12 protein-coding genes and 1 tRNA gene are annotated in these 20,216 nt (G+C 69.7%); 5 read left to right on the forward strand and 8 right to left on the reverse strand.

Annotated elements, in window-relative coordinates; genetic code table 11:
* Positions 1-55 precede the first annotated feature (55 nt).
* The 3 genes from ASE20_RS03025 to ASE20_RS03030 form a co-directional block, all read right to left on the reverse strand.
* Positions 56-1,615 carry a TROVE domain-containing protein gene (locus ASE20_RS03025; RefSeq protein ID WP_056893019.1) on the reverse strand — a complete coding sequence of 520 codons (1,560 nt, stop codon included), beginning with the start codon at positions 1,613-1,615 and terminating at the stop codon, positions 56-58.
* A gap of 223 nt (positions 1,616-1,838) precedes the next feature.
* A tRNA-OTHER gene (locus ASE20_RS24575) sits at positions 1,839-1,916 on the reverse strand.
* Between the two features lie 250 nt (positions 1,917-2,166).
* Complete coding sequence (locus tag ASE20_RS03030; RefSeq protein ID WP_162260985.1) at positions 2,167-2,826, reverse strand: TetR/AcrR family transcriptional regulator; 660 nt, start codon at positions 2,824-2,826, stop codon at positions 2,167-2,169.
* 98 nt (positions 2,827-2,924) lie between these two features.
* On the opposite strand from ASE20_RS03030, the gene ASE20_RS03035 reads away from it, so the two are divergent.
* Positions 2,925-4,451 (forward strand): MFS transporter, encoded by a 1,527-nt coding sequence (locus ASE20_RS03035; protein ID WP_056893021.1) that lies wholly within the window; start codon positions 2,925-2,927, stop codon positions 4,449-4,451.
* A 63-nt stretch (positions 4,452-4,514) separates the two neighbouring features.
* Here ASE20_RS03035 and ASE20_RS03040 read toward each other — a convergent pair whose 3' ends face one another.
* The 4 genes from ASE20_RS03040 to ASE20_RS03055 form a co-directional block, all read right to left on the reverse strand.
* The gene (locus tag ASE20_RS03040; protein ID WP_056893022.1) at positions 4,515-6,527 is read right to left on the reverse strand and encodes a fatty acid desaturase; all 2,013 of its coding nucleotides are present in this window, start codon (positions 6,525-6,527) and stop codon (positions 4,515-4,517) included.
* Between the two features lie 78 nt (positions 6,528-6,605).
* Positions 6,606-7,874, reverse strand: coding sequence for a helix-turn-helix domain-containing protein (locus ASE20_RS03045; RefSeq protein ID WP_200952687.1), 1,269 nt, complete (start codon positions 7,872-7,874; stop codon positions 6,606-6,608).
* A gap of 288 nt (positions 7,875-8,162) precedes the next feature.
* Complete coding sequence (locus ASE20_RS03050) at positions 8,163-10,298, reverse strand: RCC1 domain-containing protein (RefSeq protein ID WP_082612085.1); 2,136 nt, start codon at positions 10,296-10,298, stop codon at positions 8,163-8,165.
* A gap of 96 nt (positions 10,299-10,394) precedes the next feature.
* Positions 10,395-10,955 carry a CGNR zinc finger domain-containing protein gene (locus ASE20_RS03055; protein WP_056893024.1) on the reverse strand — a complete coding sequence of 187 codons (561 nt, stop codon included), beginning with the start codon at positions 10,953-10,955 and terminating at the stop codon, positions 10,395-10,397.
* A gap of 72 nt (positions 10,956-11,027) precedes the next feature.
* Between ASE20_RS03055 and ASE20_RS03060 the strand changes: the two genes are divergently transcribed.
* The gene (locus tag ASE20_RS03060; RefSeq protein ID WP_056893025.1) at positions 11,028-14,381 is read left to right on the forward strand and encodes a BREX system ATP-binding domain-containing protein; all 3,354 of its coding nucleotides are present in this window, start codon (positions 11,028-11,030) and stop codon (positions 14,379-14,381) included.
* On the opposite strand, the gene ASE20_RS03065 is transcribed toward ASE20_RS03060, so the two are convergent.
* Positions 14,382-15,230: hemerythrin domain-containing protein (locus ASE20_RS03065; protein WP_235538753.1), on the reverse strand; the 849-nt coding region annotated here is incomplete at its 5' end. It lies immediately after the preceding gene.
* Between the two features lie 1,626 nt (positions 15,231-16,856).
* On the opposite strand from ASE20_RS03065, the gene ASE20_RS03075 reads away from it, so the two are divergent.
* The 3 genes from ASE20_RS03075 to ASE20_RS03085 all read left to right on the forward strand — a co-directional run bounded on the left by ASE20_RS03075 (position 16,857) and on the right by ASE20_RS03085 (position 19,113).
* Positions 16,857-18,200: a DUF6880 family protein gene (locus ASE20_RS03075; RefSeq protein WP_225869017.1), complete on the forward strand. Its 1,344-nt coding sequence runs from the start codon at positions 16,857-16,859 to the stop codon at positions 18,198-18,200.
* A gap of 83 nt (positions 18,201-18,283) precedes the next feature.
* Complete coding sequence (locus ASE20_RS03080; protein WP_056893028.1) at positions 18,284-18,469, forward strand: antitoxin VbhA family protein; 186 nt, start codon at positions 18,284-18,286, stop codon at positions 18,467-18,469.
* Positions 18,466-19,113, forward strand: a complete 648-nt coding sequence (locus ASE20_RS03085; protein ID WP_056893029.1) for a Fic/DOC family protein — start codon at positions 18,466-18,468, stop codon at positions 19,111-19,113. The genes ASE20_RS03080 and ASE20_RS03085 overlap by 4 nt, the downstream gene beginning before the upstream one ends.
* Positions 19,114-20,216: the final 1,103 nt, after the last annotated feature.

Genomic DNA, 20,216 nt, shown 5'->3' on the forward strand with positions numbered 1-20,216 from the left:
GGAGGCGGGACGGCGGGCACGTCGCGCGCGACGTACCCACCGCCTCAGTGGTTCCTCAGAACGGCCAGCGCTCGTCGCGGCCCTGCTCCAGGAGCGGGATCGCGGCGAAACCCTGGTCGGTGAGCCCGCCGAAGGTGTGCCGGTTGCCGACACCCGACGGGCCGTGGCCGTACCGGTGGCCGGCGAGGTTGAACGTGTAGACCGGCACCCGCTCGGGCACCGCCTTCGTCGGCTCCTCGCCCCGCCAGCCGCCCCACGCCTGCTCGTCGGTGACCAGCACGACGCGGTCGTGGCCGCGGTAGTGGCGTCGTACGGCAGCCGCGGTGTTGGTGCCACCGAGGTTGCCGAACCGGCCGGCCACCGTCAGCACGGACTCGCCGCGTCCGACCTCGACCACCCGGTGGTCGGTGCCGAACTCCACGAGGTCCGCCCGGGCGGCACGCACCGCCAGTGCCACGCCGAACACCGCCGCGGCGTCCGCGCGGGTCAGCACCGAGCGCCGCGACAGCCGGCTGAACATCGAGCCGGACCGGTCCACGAGCACCAGGGTGCGGCCCGGCAGCGCCGGCACCGAGCCGAGGCTCGCCTGCAGCGCCTGCTCCAGCGCCCAGCCCCAGCGGAGCGAGGGCGCGGTCCGGTACGCCGACAGGAACCGCAGCGGCAGCTGCCGCGAACGGGCGACCTCGTCGGCGTCGGCCAGACGCGCCGCGACCCGGGCCGCGACCTCGTCGGAGACACCGGCCTCGTCGAAGTTGCGGAGGTTGCGCAGCAGCGCCATGTAGCCCATCGACGGGATCACGGCCTCCCACACCGCGGCGTCCAGCGGACCCTGCAGCCAGCCGGCGACCTGCTCCCAGGTCATCGCGGCCGACGTCAGCGCCCGCTCACCGTCCAGCAGGACGGCGCGCCGCTGCTCCACCGGCACCGCCAGCAGTCGCTGGCGCGCCCGCAGCACCCCGAGCTCGTCGGGGATCGCGTCGGCACGGTCGTGACGGCGGTCGATCGCGTGGCGGAACAGCACACCCTGCCGCGCGTCGCGGGGCGAGGGGTGGGTCAGCTCCAGCACGTCGGCGAAGCGGAAGCCGCGGCCCCGGCCGTCGTACTTGACCAGGGAGCGCTCCGTGTAGAGGCGCACCGCCGCGTCCGCGACACCGCGCTTGACCGGCTTCGGCACGGCCCGGCCGTAGCGCCCGGTCCAGTAGGCCAGGAGCTCGCCCGGCTCGTCCGCCCGGTCGAGGGCCGCGTCCACGATCGCCCGGTTGCCGCCCGCGACACCGGCCGCGAGCCGCGCCCGTACCGCCTCCGCCGCGACCACCAGGGCCACGGACCGCAGGTGCACGCCGGTGCGCAGCCAGCGCACCAGGCGCAGCACCCAGTCGCCGTCCTCGACGGCGACCCGGGCCACCAGCGCCCGGAGGCGTGCGTCGCGGTCGGCCGCCGACTCGTAGAAGGTGTCCTCGGCCACGAAGGAGGTGACCGCGAGCAGGAAGAGCTCGCCCTTCGCGTCGCGGGCGTAGCCCGGCGCACCCTCGTGCGTCGTACCGCTCGGGCGGTCGGCGGTGACCACGGCGCTCGCGCCGGTACGGCGGATGCCCCGCAGGTTGAACTTGCTCATGTCGTGTCCCTCCTTCCGAGGGCAGGGTCGGGCCGGATCGGCCTGGGTCGGCCTGGGTCGGCCCGGGTCGGCCTGGGTCGGCCTGGGTCGGCCTGGGTCGGCCTGGGTCGGCCTGGGTCGGCCTGGGTCGGGTGGATGGACTGAAGGCGCAGCGCGGCGGTGCCGAGGACCAGTTCGGTGAAGGTGTCTGCCGATTGCTCTGCCGTCTGAGCTACACCCGGCCTGGCCGGGCAGCGGGACTCGAACCCGCGACCCATCGATTCATTTCAGTGAGAGTGAAGTAACCCTCGCCTTCGCACCGGCACCTGCCGCGCTGCACGTCTTCAGTTGTCGCCGCTCCGGGTCCCGGAACGACGAGAGCCGCCGGCTGCAACGGCAGCGGGCGGCTCTCCTGGAGTGCACGGATGCACTACAGGAGAGGCCTCGGAGGCGTGCGCTGTTCGATGCACAACACGGCGACTCCTCAGGGCTGGTGGCGGCGGGTGCCGCGGTGACAAGGATGGATCAGGGTGGTCACTGGGCGCCAATGATTTTCGGGAGGCGCGCGACCCTCACCCCTTCCCGGTCGACACGATGTCGCCAGGCTCGGTGGGCGTGCCCGTGCTCGCGCCGTAGGACCGGTCGATCGCGACGAGGAGCCCGTCGAGCGCGGCATCGCGCTCCGCGTCGTCCGCGCTGCTGAGCGCGCCGTCGATGTGGAGCATCGAGAAGCCGTGGACGCCGGACCAGCAGGTCGCCTCGGCGTCGACGCGGGCCTCGGGCGACAGGAAGCCGACGGCGACCAGCTCGTCCAGGCAGGTGGCCAGCAGCGCCAGGGGGTCGCGCGACGCCGACGTACCGGCGGTGGCGACGGTGGCCGTCGAGGCGAAGGCGAGCCGGAAGAGCCCCGTCTCCGCGACCGCGAACTCGACGTAGCCGCGGCCGATCTCGGCCAGCCGCTGCCGGGCCCGCAGGACCGGGTCGTCCGTCGAGACCCGCTCGAGGCGCTCGTGCAGCGTGGCCACGAGGCGCTCCATCGCGATGGCCGCCACCTCGGTCACGAGCTCGTCGCGGTCGGCGAAGTGACGGTAGGCGGCGTTGTGCGAGACGCCGACCTGGCGGGCCAGGTCGCGCAGCACGAGCGCCTGAGGTCCACGCTCGGCCACGGTCGCGACGGCCGCCTCCAGCAGGGAGGTGCGCAGGTTGCCGTGATGGTAGGAGTCGCTGGCCACGGGCGAAGCGTAGCCGAGCAGCACAGTATGTTGACAGCGACAACAATGTCCGCCACCCTCCTCATGTTGACACTGGCTACTTTGGAGGAGCTGCTCCCATGTCCCGCAAGTCCCTGATCCTCGCGACGGTGTGCCTGGCCACGCTCGCGATCAACATCAGCGCGATGGTGGTCAACGTCGCGCTACCGACGCTCGCCGAGGAGCTCGACGCGAGCACCCGCGACCTGCTGTGGATCGTCGACGGCTACAACCTCGCCTTCGCCGCCCTCGTCCTCGCCATGGGCAGCCTGTCCGACAAGTACGGACGCCGGCCGGCGCTCATCGTCGGTCTGGCCGGCTTCGCCGCCAGCAGTGCGGCCGCGGCGCTCGTCGACAACAGCAGTGCGTTGATCGCGGCGCGCGTGGCGATGGGCGTCTTCGCGGCGCTGATCTTCCCGACGACGCTGTCGATCATCTCCAACACCTTCGTCGACCGGCGCGAGCGCGCCGCCGCGATCGGCCTGTGGGGAGCGGCCTCCGGCGTGGGCGTCGCCCTCGGACCGGTCACGGGCGGCCTGCTGCTGGAGCACTTCAGCTGGAACAGCATCTTCTGGCTGATGGTCCCGATCGGGCTGGCCACCATGGTGCTCGCGGTGGCCTTCGTGCCCGAGTCGCGCGACCCCGACGTCCCGCGCATCGACCGTCCCGGCTTCGTGATCTCGGTGGCCGCCCTGGGCCTGCTGACCTGGACCATCATCGAGGCGCCCGGGCACGGCTGGGACAGCGTCGAGACCCTCACCGGCTTCGCCCTGTCGGCCGTGCTGGTCGTGGTGTTCGTGCTGGTCGAGCGCGCCGTCGACAACCCCATGATCGACGTGACCCTCTTCCTCGACCGCCGCTTCAGCGCCGCCAGCGCCACGGTCACGATCGCGTTCTTCGCCCTCTTCGGCTTCGTCTTCCTGATCACGCAGTTCTTCCAGTTCGTGCGCGGCTACACCGCGCTCGAGACCGGCGTGCGCTTCCTCCCGGTGGCGTTCTCGATCGCCGCGGCCTCGATCGCCAGCGGGCAGCTGGCGCACCGCTTCGGGACCAAGGCCCTGGTCGCACCGGGCATGCTGCTGATGGGCGCCGGCTTCCTGTGGATCTCCACCGTGCCGGCCGACGTCTCCTACGCCACGGTGGTCGTCCCGCAGATGGTGATGCTGGGCCTGGGCCTCGGCCTGGTCAGCACGCCCGCCACGGAGTCGATCCTCCGCGTCCTGCCGCCGTCGCGGGCCGGCGTCGGCTCAGCGGTCAACGACGCGACCCGCGAGCTCGGCGGCACCCTCGGCGTCGCCATCGTCGGGTCGGTCTTCGCCTCGCAGTACGCCGACCGGCTGGTCGAGCTGTTCGGGAACCAGGTCGACGGCGCCACCACCGACAAGGCGGCGGACTCGGTCGGCTTCGCCCATGCGCTGGCCGCCCAGGTCCCGGCGTTGCGCCACGCGGTCGACGTCGCCTTCCTCGACGGCTTCCAGATCGCCTGCATCACCTCCGGGCTGCTGTGCCTCGTCGGTGTCGTCGTCGCACTCCTCGCCCTGCCCGGCGCGGGTCACGACCCGGTGGTCGACGAGGACGTCGAGGAGTCGGCCGCCACGCTCGCATGACGCCCGTGCGTCTCCGCGATCCACCTCCTCGGCGATCGTCCCTTGGAGCGTCGTCGTCAGGACTCAGACGTCGTAGTCGACGGCGACCGAGGGGGTGGTCGGATGCGCTTGGCAGGTGAGCACGTACCCGGCCTCCACGACGGATGGCGACAGGGCGAAGTTCTGCTCCATCGCGACCGACCCCAGCAACACCTTGGCCTTGCAGGTGCCGCATGCTCCGCCCAGGCAGGCGTAGGGGGCGTCCAGCCCGGCCTGGAGCGCGGATTCGAGGATGGTGTCGCCCGCTGCCAGCGCGACCTCGTGCTGGCGGGCGCGCAGGGTGACAGCGACCGTCGCCGGGGTGAGGCCGTCGGCGACCTTGGGCCTCTGGTAGCCGTGGAAGAGCTCCACGTGGACGCGGTCCGGCTCGGTCCCGCGCTCGATCAGGACGTCGTGCAGGTCGGTCACCATCGCCACCGGTCCGCACAGGAACCACTCGTCCACGGCGGACATGGCCAGGTCGGTGTCCAGCCACTGCTCGAGCTTCGAACGGTCGATGCGGCCGCGCAGATGTGCGGGGTGCCGGGGGTCGCGGGAGCGCACCTGGATGATCCGGAGCCGGTCGGCGTACTGCGCTTCGAGGTCGTCCAGCTCCTCGCGGAACATCGTGCTGTCGGCGTCCCGGTTGCCGTAGACCAGGGTGAACCGGCTCTCCGTCTCGACGGCGAGCGTCGTCTGCAGGATGGACAGCGCAGGCGTGATGCCGCTGCCGGCGACGAGTGCGACGTAGCTCTTCGCGGCGAGCGGATCGAGCGGCGTTCCGAACGAGCCGGTCGGGGTCAGCAGGTCGAGGGTGTCGCCGGTCCTGAGCTGCTCCATCGCGAAGGTGGAGAAGGCACCGCCGGGGATGTGCTTGACGGCGATCGCGAGTTCACCGGAGGTGGCCGAGGTGCAGAGGGAGTAGTTGCGTCGTACGCCCTGGCCTCCGAGGTCGGTGCGCACGGTGACGTGCTGGCCCGCCTCGAAGGAGAACTCCTCACGCAGGCCCTCGGGCACGTCGAAGCGGATCAGCACGCTGTCGTCGGTCAGCCGATCGACGCTGGCCACCGGCACCGGATGGAATTCCGCTGCTCCGGCAGCAGGGCGCCGCGGCATCCGCACGGGGAGGATGCGGGCCAGCCTGCCGTTCAGCTGCTTCCAGTCGCGGTACTCGTCCGGGTCGAGCTGCTGGCCGAACACGGTGCCGATCGCAGCATCGCGCTCGAGGTAGGCCTCCTCGTTGCGTCGCCAGGTCGCGACGTAACGGTGGAACGGGATCGAGGGGTGCAGGTGGTGCACGAGGTGGTAATTCTGCGAGAGGAGCAGCGGGGTGAGGATCCACTCGGAGCCGACGCGGTTGCGCGTGGCGCGGTAACGGTTCTCCTGCTGGGTGTCCTCCAGATCGTGGTGCGGCAACCAGTCGAACCACCAGGCCAGCACGAACATGGCAACCCGCTCGGGGATGAGGTACAGGACCGCGAAGGTCCACAGGTGGCCGGTGAGTGCGCAGACGACGACCACCGACACCGTCACCGCCATCAGGAACACGGTCTCCGCGACCTCGGCCCGGGGGCGGCGCCGCACGTTGCGCACCAGGAAGGTCAGGTACGGGACGTCCATCACCGGGAACCGGAACGGCAGCTGCCAGGTCGGGGCGCCGCTGACGAAGTGGTCGGGGTCGCTGCCGTCGTCGTCGTTGGTGTTGCGGTGGTGCTCGATGTGGATGAACGCAAACGACTTGAACGAGATCAGCGGCGACACGAAGAGCATCGCGACCCGGCCGAAGGCGACATTCACCCACCGGTGCGTGCTCACCGAGTAGTGCGCGGCATCGTGCAGCACGGTGAACAGCACGAAGATCGCCGTCGCGCTCAGCAGCACCGTGACCGGCACCGGAAGGACGTCGGCGAGTGCGGCCCACGTCGAGAACGCGAAGACCGCGAGGGCACCGAAGAAGATGCCGACGACGGGCCACGAGATCGTCGGGACCTGCTCGCCCGGATCAGGAAGTGCGAGTCGCGACGCTGCGAACGCGGGCTGCTGGGTGGTTGCTGACATGCGGCTCAACGTACGAAGCCCGGCCTGCCCTCACGAGGGGTGCAGAGCCCATGCCCGTGTGCGCGCAGCACATCGCGATCAGGCCTGCGGCGCTGCCGGCGCGAGCACCACGGGGCCGAGGACCTGCACCAGCCGCAAGGCGGCGTGCAGCTCGGCAACACGCTCCGTCGCTGCGCGCCCTCGTCGCTCCTCGGCCCGCCGAACCCGCTGGAGCACGGTGTTGCGGTGCACGCCCAGGGCTTCCGCGGCGGCGGCGAGACCGCCCTGCGCGTCGAGGACCGCGAGGAGAGCGCGTCGTTCCTCCTCCTCCCGCTGGCCCGTGACGGCCAGGGCACCGAGCTCGGTGGCGACGAACGACCGCGCGAGGTCCAGGTCGCCGCTCATCGTGTCGGCGAGCGCGATCTCGGCGTACGACGTCACCGGCGCCGAGCGCCCGCCGAGATCGACGATCCTTCGCCCGCGTTGCGCGCGCAGGTGGGACTCCCGGAACCCCACAGCGCCCTGCGCCGGCATGCCCACGGTGACCCGGACGGTGTCCGGGACCTGCTCGGCCAGCGGCCTGAGGTCGCTCTCCGTGGCAGCCGGGGCACCCGGCGTCGAGACCCACCCCCAGAGTGCGCGGGCGCCGTCGGGCACGAGCAGGGGACGGGACGAACCGAGCTGGGCACCGACCACTGCACCCAGGCGCATGAGGTCGACGTCGTCGCGCTCGGTCCAGCAGACGAAGGCCGTCTGCCATCCGGTGAGCCGATGGGACAAGGTGCGCTCGGCGTGACGCAGGTCGACCCGTTCCCCCGCGATCAAAGCGCGCACCGCATCCGTCCGGACGGCCCGGGCCCGGGTCTGGATGCGGTCGAGCTCGGCGACGTACTCGGCAGCGACCTCGCTGGAGATCCGGTCGACGTAGGCGAACGCGTAGCGCTGCAGGCTGTCCAGGACCCCGACGGCGAGGCCCGGGTCCGGCACGAGCTCGGTGATGCCGGCCAGGATGCGCTCGGTGAAGTAGGCGTGGCCCACGCGGTAGAAGCGCAGCATCACGTCGACGCTGTAGCCGCGGGCCGCCATGGCACGCGCATGCTCGAGAGCGGTGACGGGCGCTGATGCGGCGCTCACGTCGATGCCGTGGCGCACCATCGACAGTGCTGCCTCGAGGTTCGACGAGCACGACCCCAGCGTCAGGCCGCGCAGCTCGTCGTCGGCGCTGGCCTCCGGGATCCGCTCGACGATGTAGCTGAGCATGTCGTCGGCGTACGAGGACACCTCGCCCAACAGCTCGGCAGCAGTCCGGCGCAGCTCGACCACCACCGACTCGGGGAGGTCTGCCTCCATGCCCGCACGCACACCCATGACCGGAGACTACCGAGCAGCCGACCCGTGTCGGTCCTGCCGATCGCACAGCTCGCACAAGCCTCCAGGCCCGGGATCAGCAATGAATCCCGGGCCTCAGGTGCGGAGCGGGGCCAGTGTCCTGGATCTACCGGTGAGAGGCCCGCTGCGACGAGGTCGGCGAGGCCGCCTTCGAGCCCCGCTCCCGACGTCCGCCTTCGGTTCCGACCGCTACCCCACAACGGTCTGCACCTTCCACCGGGAAGCGCGGCGATCCCGTCAGTGAGATCGCCGCGCCGCCGGTACCAGCTACTTCACGTTGAGTCTCCTGGTGAGGCTCGTGGCGTGGACACCGGTGGTGCCGTAGTACGTCACCTTGATCGTGCGCTTGCCACGCGCGAGCTTGACGACGGTCGACGCCCGGCCCCTTCTGAGCGTCAAGGTCTTGACGACCTTGCTGCCGTCGCGGATCTTGACGACTCCAGTCAGCGACGGGACGCCGGCAGCCGAGACCGCGACGCTGATTCCCACGTAGCGTTTCGAGCCGGACCGGCTGCCCTGCTTCGCCGTCCAAATCAACCGCGGAGCCGCCTTGCCGATCGTGACGGATGGCGACACCGCGACCGTGTCACGTCGTCCAGGACCCGCGAAAGTCAGCATCACACCGACAGACCTTCCATCGTCCGCCCGGGCGGCTCGGTAGGAACTGTCGGTGGCACCACTGATGGGCTGGCCGTTGCGATACCACTGGTACGACGTCTGCGCAGGCGTCGGTGACACGACGGCGGGTGTCACGCCCAGCATCGACCCGACACGTGCTGTGCCCTTGACCATCGGCGGCATCGACACCTGGAACTGGGGCGCGTCGAGCACCGTGGCCGTGGGCTCCGACGTGCCGGCCGCGATCCGCTCGTGACCTGCCTTGTCGGCGTAGCCCATCAGCGTGATCTTCTTGCCGCGATCTGCTTCTTGGACCACGTACTCGCCGCGCGTGTCGCTGGTCTTCCGGTAGACGCCGTCGGCGTACCAGTCGTAGCGGTACGAGTCAGCCGCGGGCACCGACGAGAGCGAGCCCTTCAAGGTCGAGCCGATGTAAGCGTCCCCCGTGATGACGGGTCTGGTCACCGACGTGAACAGCGTGCCCTTGACCGGGGCCTGCGCGGTGTCGGAGTATGCGGACCCGTACGAGGTACTCACTGCACGGGTCCGGAACACGAGGTTCCAGCCGATGTCGGTCGCCTTCGGCGTGTACGTCATGCCCGTGCCGACCTTGATGACGACGTCGTTTCGCACTGTGAACCACTCGCCGGTCTTGGTGACGGTGGCGTCGTCCGGGCCGAACGTCGCATGGCTTGCCTGGACGGGCGTCCCGACGCGGAACACACCCTCGACCCTGGTCACCGTCGGCGCCGCGATGACGCCGAGTCGCTTGAAGCCCTGGACAAGGAAGTCGCCGCCGGCTGCGACGGAGACCGGGTTGGAGCCCGCGGACGGCTGCGGAGGTGGCTGCCGGATGCCCGTGGCGCCCGAGCCCCACACGCCGGCCGTCTGAGAGTCCTTGGCCACGCCGGAGGAGAAGCCGTCACCCGCGGCGATCTGGGTCCATCTGTCCCCCGGCGCCAGAGCCGGCACGTTGAGCGCGCCCTGCGAGTTGTCACCCCAGGCGACGATCTCGTTGTCCGACGTGAGGGCCAGCGCGTGACTTCGACCAGCCGCGATCTGTACAACCGTCTTGCCCTCGAGTGCCGGTGGCACCGTCGACAGCCCGTACGACGGGGTGCCCCAGGCATAGACCTTTCCGGAGGACGACAGAGCCAGTGAGAAGCCGACGCCGGCCGCGATCGACTTGATCGTCGTGTTCTTGACGGCGGTGGGTACGTCGGTCTGGCCGAGGTTGTTGCCGCCCCAGGCGAAGACCTTCCCGCCGCTCGACTTGGCCAGTGCGTGGTTGCCGCCGGCCGCCACCTGGATCAGGTCGACGTCGACCGCAGCCTGCGGGACACTGTCGAGGCCGTAGGGGGTGTCGCCCCAGACGCGGGCATTGAAGTCGTCGCCCAGGACGACGTTGAAGCCCCACCCCGACGCGACGTCGATCGCGCCGAGGTTCTGCAGGTAGTCCGGGACCGAGCCCTCGCCGTGGGAGTTGTCCCCCCACGCATACAACTTCTTGTCCGCCGTGACTGCCGTCCCGTGACGATGTCCCAGCGAGATCTTCATGACGGCTTTCAGGCCCCCGCGCAGGTCGGACGGCAGGTCAGTCTGACCGCTGCTGTTGTCTCCCCATGCCTGCATGACGCTGGCGCCGTTGCCCGGCTCGGCCCCGTCGGCGCCCGTCGGCGTGCTGATCGCGGCAGCCACGGCGAGGGCCAGGGTCACAGCCCAGGCTGTCGCCCGCGGTGCGCGCCGGGGTGGTCGCACCCGGTGGGGTGCCATCGTGCGGCTCATTGCTGCTCCTTGTGTCGTCAGGGAAGGGCGCACACACGGCGCCCGCGGTCACAAGGGTCGATGCCTCACCTTGGGGATCACTGGGAGACGACTGGGTCAGCGGGCGCGCTGCCGCTCGCGCCAGGCCCGGGTCTTCATGACGTCACCGCACGGATCGGCACTGCACCACCGCGCCGAGCGGTTGCGCGAGCTGTCGTAGAAGATCCACTGACAGTCCTCGCGCCCGCAACGTCCCATGCGGGTCCAGCGGCCGTCCTCGATCGCCCGGTGCAACGTCTCGATCTGCCGGGCGATCACGCGGTCCCCCGCTTCGCCGGGAGCGCACCGCTGGAGCGAAGACGTGCCGCCAGCCGCCACGCGGACGACGAGGGGGTACGCCTGCGAGACGGCGTTGAGCGCGGCCGCCGCCTCCTCGTCCGGCTCGACCAGGAACCCGCGCAACGCGTCGCGGAAGGTACGGAGCGCTGCCACGTCGCGACGAGTCAGCGTCTCGCCCTCGAACAGCACGCCGTAGTGCAGGAGAAATAGAGGCAGCCGCTCCAGATCGTCCAACCGGTCGAACCCGTGGAACCGGTCGTCGGTGTTGAGCAGCATGCGCAAGCCCTCGAGCCGGCCGGGCGCCGGGCGGTCGCCGAGGACTTCCGCGTTCTGAGCCATTCACGGAGTGTAGGGCGTTACAGTCTATCTGCGATAGAACGTAACCGTCAGTTGCCAGCAAGGGAGTGCCGCGTGACGACCACCGCCGTCCATGTCGGTGTGCTGGGACCCACGACCATCAAGGTCGCCGGACAGGAGGTCGACCTCGGCTCGCTGAAGCAGCGCGCGCTCCTGGCAGTCCTCGCCCTCGGGGAGGGCCACCCTGTCTCGACCGACCGGATCATCCACGCGCTCTGGCACGACAGCCCGCCGTCGGGCGTGACCACGACGTTGCACGGCTACATCGCCTCGGTCCGGCGACTTCTCGAGCCGTCGCGGGCGCCGCGCACCGCACCCTCCATCCTGGTCACGGCGCCCGGCGGGTACGCCCTGAGGCTCGGCAGGGCGGGTACGGATGTCGCGGTCCTGGCGACGGCAGTCGAGCGGGCCACCACGGCGCTGCGGGTCATACCCGAAACCCAGCGCCCGGTCGCCGCGCCCCAGCACCACGAGTCGCTGCGCGCCTGCCACGACGACCTGGCGCAGGCAGTGGCACTCTGGCGCGGTAGCCCGTACGCCGATCTGGGAGACACCGAACTGGTCGAGGCCGAACGGCAACGACTACGTGAGCTGCTCCTGACAGCCCGCACCCAGCAATGCGTCATCGAGCTGGCCGTGGGCGACCACGCCGCCGCCGCACCCACCCTGCAACGCCTGACGACAGAGCACCCGCTGCGCGAGCAGCTGTGGATCCTTCACGCCGTGGCACTGACCAGGGCCGGCCGGCAGGCCGACGCCCTCGCCGCGCTCCAGCAGCTCCGGGACGTGCTGGTCGACGAGCTCGGCATCGACCCGAGCCCGCAGGTCCAAGCGCTCCAGCGCGACATCCTGCGCCAAGACGCCTCGCTCGTCGAGCGGGCACCCTCGGCGGTCGTCTCGGCGGCCTCGGTTCCTCCGCGGTCGATCCCGTCGTTCCCATGGCCACTCGTCGGTCGACGGGCCGAGATCAGGTCCCTCGAGGCGGCGCTCGACAGGGCCGCCGGTGCGAGGCAACAGCTGGCGCACATCGTGGGCGAGCCCGGTATCGGCAAATCGCGACTGACCCGAGAGCTGGCGACCCTCGCCGCCCACCGCGGGTTCGTGCATGTCGAGGGGCGTTGCTCTCCTGACGACGGAGCACCACCGCTGTGGGCTTGGCAGCAGGTATTGCGCGCCGTGGCCGAGGTCTGCCAGGTGGAGGTCCCCGACCTCGCGGCGACGGTGCAGGACTCCACGGCAGAACAGGCAGCCATTCAGTTCCTCATGAACGAGGCGATCGCCGAGGCGCTTCGACAGGCCGCCGCAGTCGCACCACTCATGATCGCGATCGAGGACGTCCATTGGGCCGACGCCTCGACCCTGCGGGTACTGCGCCACCTTGCAGAGCACGGGGGTCGTGAGCGCATCCTGCTGTGCGTCACGCAACGCCCCGACGACGGCTCGGGTGCCACCCTGGAGCTGGGCTATGCATTCGCCCGAGCCGACGCCACCCGCCTCGACTTGGTCGGCTTGGACGCCACCGAGTCCGCAATGCTGGTCACCCACGTCGCCGGCGCGCGAGCAGAAGGTGTCGACGGCCGACGTTTGCAGGAGCGCACGGGCGGCAACCCGTTCTTCCTCTCGGAGGTCGCTCGATCCCGCGACCCGCTCGGCGGTGCCGCCACGGCGCCACTGTCCGAACTGGTCGCACAACGCGTACGCACGTTGGCGGCGCCCACACGAGAGCTCCTCGAGGCTGCCGCCGTCGTCGACCGCGTCGTCAACGCCTCACTCGTCGCGGCGGCGGCGCACGTCGAGGATGCATCGCTGATCGACCGGCTGGCACCCGCGCAAGCCGCCGGGCTGCTGGTGACCGAGCCGGACGGCCGTCTGGCGTTCGCACACGCGATCGTGCGCGAAGCCGTACTGGGAGCGATGCGCCCCGTCGTCGTGGAGCAATGGCATGCCCGGGTGGCCAGAGCCCTGGAGTCCAGGCAGCTGCGCGGAGCATCCGAGCGCAGCGCGCTGGCCTATCACTGGCGCGAGGCGGGCTACGCCCACGCCGGGCGCGCCTGGCGGGCTGCGGTTTCGGCGGCAGAGGCGGCGCGTGAGGTCCACGCCACGGAGGAGGCCGCCGTGCTGCTCGCACAGGCGCTCGAGTCGCAGCGGCTCGATGCGACGTCGGCCGACATCCAGCGCTACGAACTTCTCATGCAACTCGCCAGCGCTCGCCGCGTGGCGGCCGATTGGGCCGGCGCCGCGGCGGCGGTGACCCAGGCGATTGCCACGGCCGAACGCATGGGCGAGCCCGAGCTGGCTGCCCGGGCGTCGGTGGGTTCGGTCGAAGGTGCTGTCTGGCACGCCCGGACATACGGGACCGTGCAGGACGACCTGGTGGCAGCACTGCGACGAGCGCTCAACAACCTGCCAGCTGGTGACAGCGAGCTCCGCTGCCGCGCCATGTTGTGCCTCGCGGTGGAGGCGTACTACTTGGCGCCCCCTGCAGAAACCGACGCGCTGGTCGAGGAGGCGCTGGCGATCGCTGAGCGGATCGCCGATCCGCGCCTGTTGGTGGTTGCCCTGCAGCTCGCGTTCTCCGCGCGCTGGCGGCCCGCCACCGCCGAGTGGCGGCTGTCGACGATCCGACGGGGGCACGAGATCGCGACAGCACTGGGTGACGTGCACCTGGAGGTCACGTGCCGGGCATTTCTCGCGATCGTGCTGGTCGAGCTCGGCCACGTCGACGAGGGCCGCGAGCTGATCGGACCGACGATCGAGCTGGCCAGCAGGCATGGCATCCTCACCGCCGTCACGATCCTGGAGATGCTGCGGGCTCCGATGCTGCTGCTGAGCGGCGAAGACGAGGCCGCAGAGGTCTGCATTGACCACGTCATCGAGCTGGCTCAGAGGGTCACCGTTCCGAACATGGATCACGCAACGGCGGCGCTGAAGTCGGTCCAAGTGCTCTGGCAGGGACGGTTTGACGAGTTGTCAGCGGTGCTTACGCAGCTGATCGCGAACCAGACGGTGCCTGTCGACACGTTCGTCGTGGCCATGCTGCTCCGCGTTGGCGATGTCTCCAAGGCGCGAGAGGTGTTCGATGCGACGTTCGTCGAGCCCGGCGATCGCGACTACATGGGCGTCATCCAGCACTGCCTGGCCGGCGAGGTCGCCCTCGGACTCGGCGAGTCGGCTCTCGCCGCCCGGACCTATCGGTGGCTCAAGCCGTACGCAGGACGGATCAGCTCAGCCGGATCGACCACGATCATGGGACCAGTCGATGCATTCCTCGCGCTTGCCGCTGCGGCGACCGGAGACCTGGAGGCCGCCGCCGGACACGCCGACGACGCGATGCACCTGTGCGACAAGTGGGGGTTCCATCGCGTGTCGGCTTGGCTCGAGGCTCTGCGCGCCCAGCACCGGTTCTGATCAACCGCCGAACGCGGCCCGCTCGCCGCGAGCGAACTTGCGCCGCCCCAACGCGTGGATCACCCGGAACGGCGGACCGGCGACGCGGTCGACCTGCGCCGCCGCCTGCGGCGCAAGCCCCTTGTAGACCCACGGCACCATCGTCTTGACCTGCGCCAACGACATGCCGCCCCGAAGCTTGGTCTTCTCCAGCTCCGCCCATTCATTGCCATTGACGTACTTCTGGAGGATCTGGATTGCGTCCTTCTCCTCGTGCGCCAGGTGACCGTCGAGGTTCTCCTGCGTGCGTACGAGCCGCACCACAAGACTCGCCCGCGCGTCCTCGTCGGCCGCCTCCGACAGTCGGTCGAAGCCGTCTGAGCAGGCCTCCATCAGTGGGTCGATCGACGCGTGCTCCTCCTCCATGTCTTCGAGGACCTGCAGGGCTTCGGCGTCGCCAGCGGCACTGACCTTGCCGACCAACAGGGGCCAGACGTAGTCGTCCTCCTTGGTGTGGTGATCGTGCAGCAGCTCACCGAACACAGTCCAGCGCGCCCCAAGGCGCTGCCAGGCAGCGCGATCTGCCGCCGGAGTCCGTTGGGCGGCAGCGACGAAATCCGCCAGGTCTCTCCGGAACGCGTGGTGCAGGACGTACATCATCGTCATGTCGGCGGGCCCCGCGGGAGCGGCCGCCTGACCAGGGAGCATCAGCGGGGGCATGGTCGTCTGTGTCATCGTGCGAGCCTTCGTCGTCGTGACAGCAGGCGGTCTCTGCTGTCGTTCACGTTCATCGTGCAGCGACTCGCTGGGGCCGGACTGGGACGACACTTCAAGCAGCACGGCGGCGCCGATCCGGGGTGGATCGGCGCCNNNNCGAAGCGGCGGTGGCGGTCTTGGCCGGGACGCCCGACCGACGCGCGGTCACCTTCGCGGTGATCGTGTGCTTTCGGTCCTTGCTCGTGATCTTGTACATCCTCTTTGCGGCCTTCGCGATCGGCTTGCCGTCGCGGTACCAGCGGTAGCTGTAGGACGCGGGCACCGGCGTCCATGTTCCCGTCGAGACAGTGAGCGTGCGTCCCGTCCTGGCCGTTCCACTAATCTTCGGCTTGGCGACCAGGCTGAAGTGGTACGAGGGACGGCTCGTGCGAAGCGTCGCCGGCGACCACGACGGATGGGACCCACCCCGGATGAGCAACGCCAACCCGCCGCTGCAGTCGTCCAGGTCGTGCTTGACCCAGATGCCGTCGGGCTCCTCCCAGGCGAGTGCTGACCCGTCAGGCGCCAGCGTCGGACTCTTGAACCCCGACGCCTCGTTCGTCTGGCACAGCGGCGTCGGGAATGGCGGGCGACCACCGTCGCGAACGTTGCCGGTCACGGAGTACCAGATGATGCGGCTGTGCTCGTCGTCGTCACGGACTGCGGCGCCGTAACGACCGTCGCGCGACAGCTCCATGTCGGCGAGGTTGCGGTCATCGCTGGTGTAGACGTTCTCGTCGAACCAGTAGATGTCACCGCGGCCCAGATCGAAGAGTCGGATGTGCTGGGTGAGCCAGCTGTTGACCAGCACACGATCGTTGGTGACCCAGTACGGATTGTCGTAGAAGGTCAGCCCCGAAACATCGGGCGAGGTGAGCCGGTTGGCCGCGGTGAATGCTGTCGTCCAACGTGTCCGACAAGCCGCTCCGGGCGGGCACGAGTACTTCGCGTAGGTGTAGGCGATCTTTCCACCGTCGGGCGAGATCGCGACCTTCGTGGGGCGTGGGCCCAAGGGTTCATTCGCTGAGCTCATGACCGTCGGTGGATCGATCGTGCTGAGGATCGTCCCGAACTGGTCCATTCGATGGATCAGGTTGCCGCGGGCGGCCACGATGATGCCGCTGTCAGACTCGCTCGGCGAGATCCACGGCGTCGAAGCGGTCCCTCCGGTCGTGACTTGACGGGCACCCGACCCGTCCCCGTTGGCAATCCAGACGTTGTGCTCCTTGATGAAGACGAGCGTGCCCGGCGACGTGGACGCGTCTGCTGGCGCACCCCCGAGCCCCACGACGAAACCGCTGAGCGCCACTACGAAGGCAACGAGAACAAGGAGGACGCGGGGTCTCTGCCGCGCCTCGGATGATCGATTGGAATTAGTCATGCTCGCACGCTCCATCACCTCGCTTGAGCGGGACTTTGACCAGGCTGGGGCTCGCGTCCTCGCGCTACACCGTTCGCGCGCATGGGCGGGGTTGGGCTCGATGATCGATGGCTCATGGACCACGAGCTCGGCATGGAGTGCGCGAGCCCTCGCTGCCCGCCCCCGGAATGCCAGATCGAACCGCCCGGCATGTCCGGACCGCCACACCGAGGTAGGTGGCAAGCTCCTCGACGCCCGAGAGCTGGCCATGCCCGCGGGGCTGCCGTGGTTCGGTGCATGACTTGTCATGCAGGTCAGGCACGACGGCCCGGCCGCAACAGCAGCAAACCCGGAGGAGTCGGCACCGATCGTCAAGATCCGTGGCGGGTGCCGCGATCGACACGAATGTGCTGAGTTTCTGGCGAGTGGTTCAAGCTTCATCGTCGATGCCACCGGGCCGCGCCATCGCGGTCGCTGGCAGGATCGCGAGTGTGACCTCGTTGGCCAATGCAGTCCTCCCGTTGATCCGCACTCGCGCTGATCTGCATCGCTACAGCGCGGCCAACGCTCACGGACGCGACATGCACGAAGGAGTCGACGTCCTCGAAGCAGCGATCGCGACGAACGATCCGGCAGAGATCTATGCCGTGACCCACCAGGCGCTGGCATCGGCGATCAAGGTCATCGCCCGGGCGGACGACTCCGCGGGGATCATCGGAAACGCGTGCCGTCGTCTGCTGGTTCTCCATCCGAGGGCCGCAGCAGCTGCGAAGGTACCGGTCAACAAGCTCGTCGACTGGATGATGAAGTTCCAGTTCGACGACAACGATGTCGACTACTTCGAGCTCGATCCGGTTGCCTACGCGCCCGCGCTGGGCGAGGTCGGGATCGCGTCATACCGCAGACGGTTGGCAGAGGTCGAGGCAAGACTCGGTCCGCGTCCGCCCACGGACGAGCGATGGAGGTCGGCTCATTCACATGAGTGGTTCACCCTGGACTGGAACGCGCAGCGACTCGCGGTCCTCGACCACGACATCGACGCGATCATCCGCACGCATGCAAGAGACAGGAAGGTCGCTGCCTGGCTGGAGGACACCGCCGAGGCGTTCGAGGAGATCGGCGAGATCGACCGCGCCATCGACTGGGCGAAACAAGCCACCGACTTCGACCGCGGCCACCAGTCGCTGAAGGCCGCCGACTACTGGTGCCGCCTCCTCGAGGAGCATCGCCCGGAGGAAACGCTCGAGGCCCGCCTCAGGGTGTTCCGCCGCTGGCCCTCGTCGTCCACGGCTACGCAGCTGCACAACGCCGCAGGCGAGAGATGGGCTGACTACCGCGATGAGGTCTTGTCGTCACTGTCTGCGATCCCGCGCGACGCGGTCCTGTTCGCGCTTCTCACGCTGAAGGAACCCACGTTCGCGTGGGAGCTCGCGCACTCCCTTGCCCTCGACAGCGACCAGACGTGGAACGAACTGGTCAAGGCATACGAGAAGATCGACCCCCTCGCGACGCTGCCGATCCATCGGCGCCTGGTCGAGACGGCTCTGGTCGAGGCTGGTGCACAGCACTACCGACTCGCCGCACGACGGTTGGCGAAGATGCGCAAGGTCGCGGACGGGACCGACAGAGCGGTCGAGGTCGACGACTTCATCGCCGACCTGCGCGAGACCCACCGTCGCCGCCCGCGGCTGCAACAGGAGTTCGACCGCGCGGGACTCCCGTGACTTGTGCCGTGGCGCGTGTTCGCGCCATCCGGCTGATGTCTGTCGTGGCGGGTAAACTGGACGAGCGAGGAGGAGCACCGAGAATGTCTGTTGAGATCACCGAGGTCGAGCGCCGCAAGCGCGCGGTCGAGGACGCCCGGCGTTCCTCGGAGCTGGAGGGCTCGCGCAGCACGGAGGCGACCCGTTCCGATCAGGACGCCTACGTCCGGGGCGAGATCGACATCGAGCAGCTGGGCAAGCGGGTCCGCAGCCGCTACGGCTTGTCGTGATCCCACCCCGCCCGTGGGAGGTCGGCGACCACGAGGCGCGCTGGAACGGCTACCTGCTCGCTCCGGGGTCGCCCGTGCTGCGGAACAAGGTCGGCGCGACGACTACGGAGGCGTTGCGCGCCGCCGAGAACGACCTTCTCGAGTTCCGGCTGACCGAGCTGCGTTCGCAACGAGGCCTTGTGTCACGCACGTACGATCTGGCTCACCTGCAGCGCCTCCACCTCCAGTTGTTCCAGGATGTGTACGAGTGGGCCGGGGACCTGCGGACCGTCGGCATCGCGAAGGGCGAGGGTGAGGACACTTCCTTCGTCCCGCCGTTGGACATCGAGCGCCCGGTGGCCCACGTCGCCGCCCGGATTGCCGAGAGTCACCTGCTCCGCGACGTAGGTGCCGACGAGCTCGTCGACGAGGTCACCTATCTGTACGACTACCTCAACTTCGCCCACCCCTTCCGTGAGGGGAACGGCCGGGCTCAGCGTGAGTTCTTCGCCCAGCTCCTTGCGGAGTCTGGTCGTGGCCTCGACTGGAGCAAGGCCGACATGGACGGCCTCCACTCCGCGTGCCATGCCGCCCGTGTGGACGGTGACACGTCGGCACTGCGGACGATCATCGCGGTCGCGCTGACCGTTGACCCGGTCTACTGACGTTCGCCAACCGCCGTCCGACCGTCGGCCAACCGTCGGCCGTCGGCCGTCGTCACAGGCCGAGATCACGGCTGGTCGTGGCGGCAAGTGCTTCGACGGGTCGGATGTAACGGTTGAGGAGGACGGCGAGATCCTTGTGCCGGGTCTGCGCGGCGATCCGGTCGAGAGGGGCGCCAGCGGCCCAGGCCGCGGTGGCGTGCCCGGCGCGCAGCGAGTGGCCGGTGATCCGGGCTGCGGGCAGACCGGCCTGCTGGGCGCGGGCACGATCCGGGAGATGGTGTGCGGGGCGAGGGGCTGGTCGGACACGCTGCCGCCGCGGAGGCGGACGAAAAGGACACCTGGTGCGGTGCCGCGGTGGTCGAGCCACTTGTCGAGGGCGATGACCGGGTCGGTAGCGGCCTGGTCGCCCTGCACGACCCCTACTTCTTCGCCGGTGCCGTCCTGGTCGGTCTTTGAGCGCCGGACGTGGAGCAGGAGGCCGCGGGGCTTGCGCTCGATGTCTGCGAGGGTGAGCGCAGCCAGCTCGCTGCAGCGCAGGGCGGAGGCGTAGCCGAGCAGCAGGAGGGCTGCGTCCCGGGCACCGAGGACGGTGGCGTGGTCGATCGCATCGAGGATCTGACGCAGCTCGGGGACGGGCTTGGCGTCGGGGTGAGATTCCGTGGGTGCGGCGCAGTCCGGCGCGGACCTGCCGCACGATGGGGTCGTTGGCCGGGTTGGGCAGGCCGTGCTGGTCGTGGACGTAGCTGATCGCGCTGCAGACCGGGCCGAGGCTGACCACTGCGATCCCGGCCTCGACGCGCTCGATCAGGTAGGAGGCCAGCGCGGCCGGGTCGGCAGGCAGGGCACCAATCCCACGGCGCTGACACCAGCGTTCCCAGCCGCCCCAGGCGTAGCGGTAGATCCTCCGGGTCGAGGCGGCACGGGCCGCAGTCGCCATGCTGGCGATCCGGGCGACCTCGTCGCTGGTGAGCCCCGTCTGCGGGGCGCCGGCCAGCCGCAGCGGCGGTGGCTCGCCGGGTTGTTGCTCTTGAGTCCAGTGGGTGAATCGCCCCGGGTCTGATGGAGGCTCTCAATCCATGGAGGATGAGAGTCATGGCAGCACC

The organism is Nocardioides sp. Root240 (assembly GCF_001428825.1).
GTDB lineage: Bacteria > Actinomycetota > Actinomycetes > Propionibacteriales > Nocardioidaceae > Nocardioides.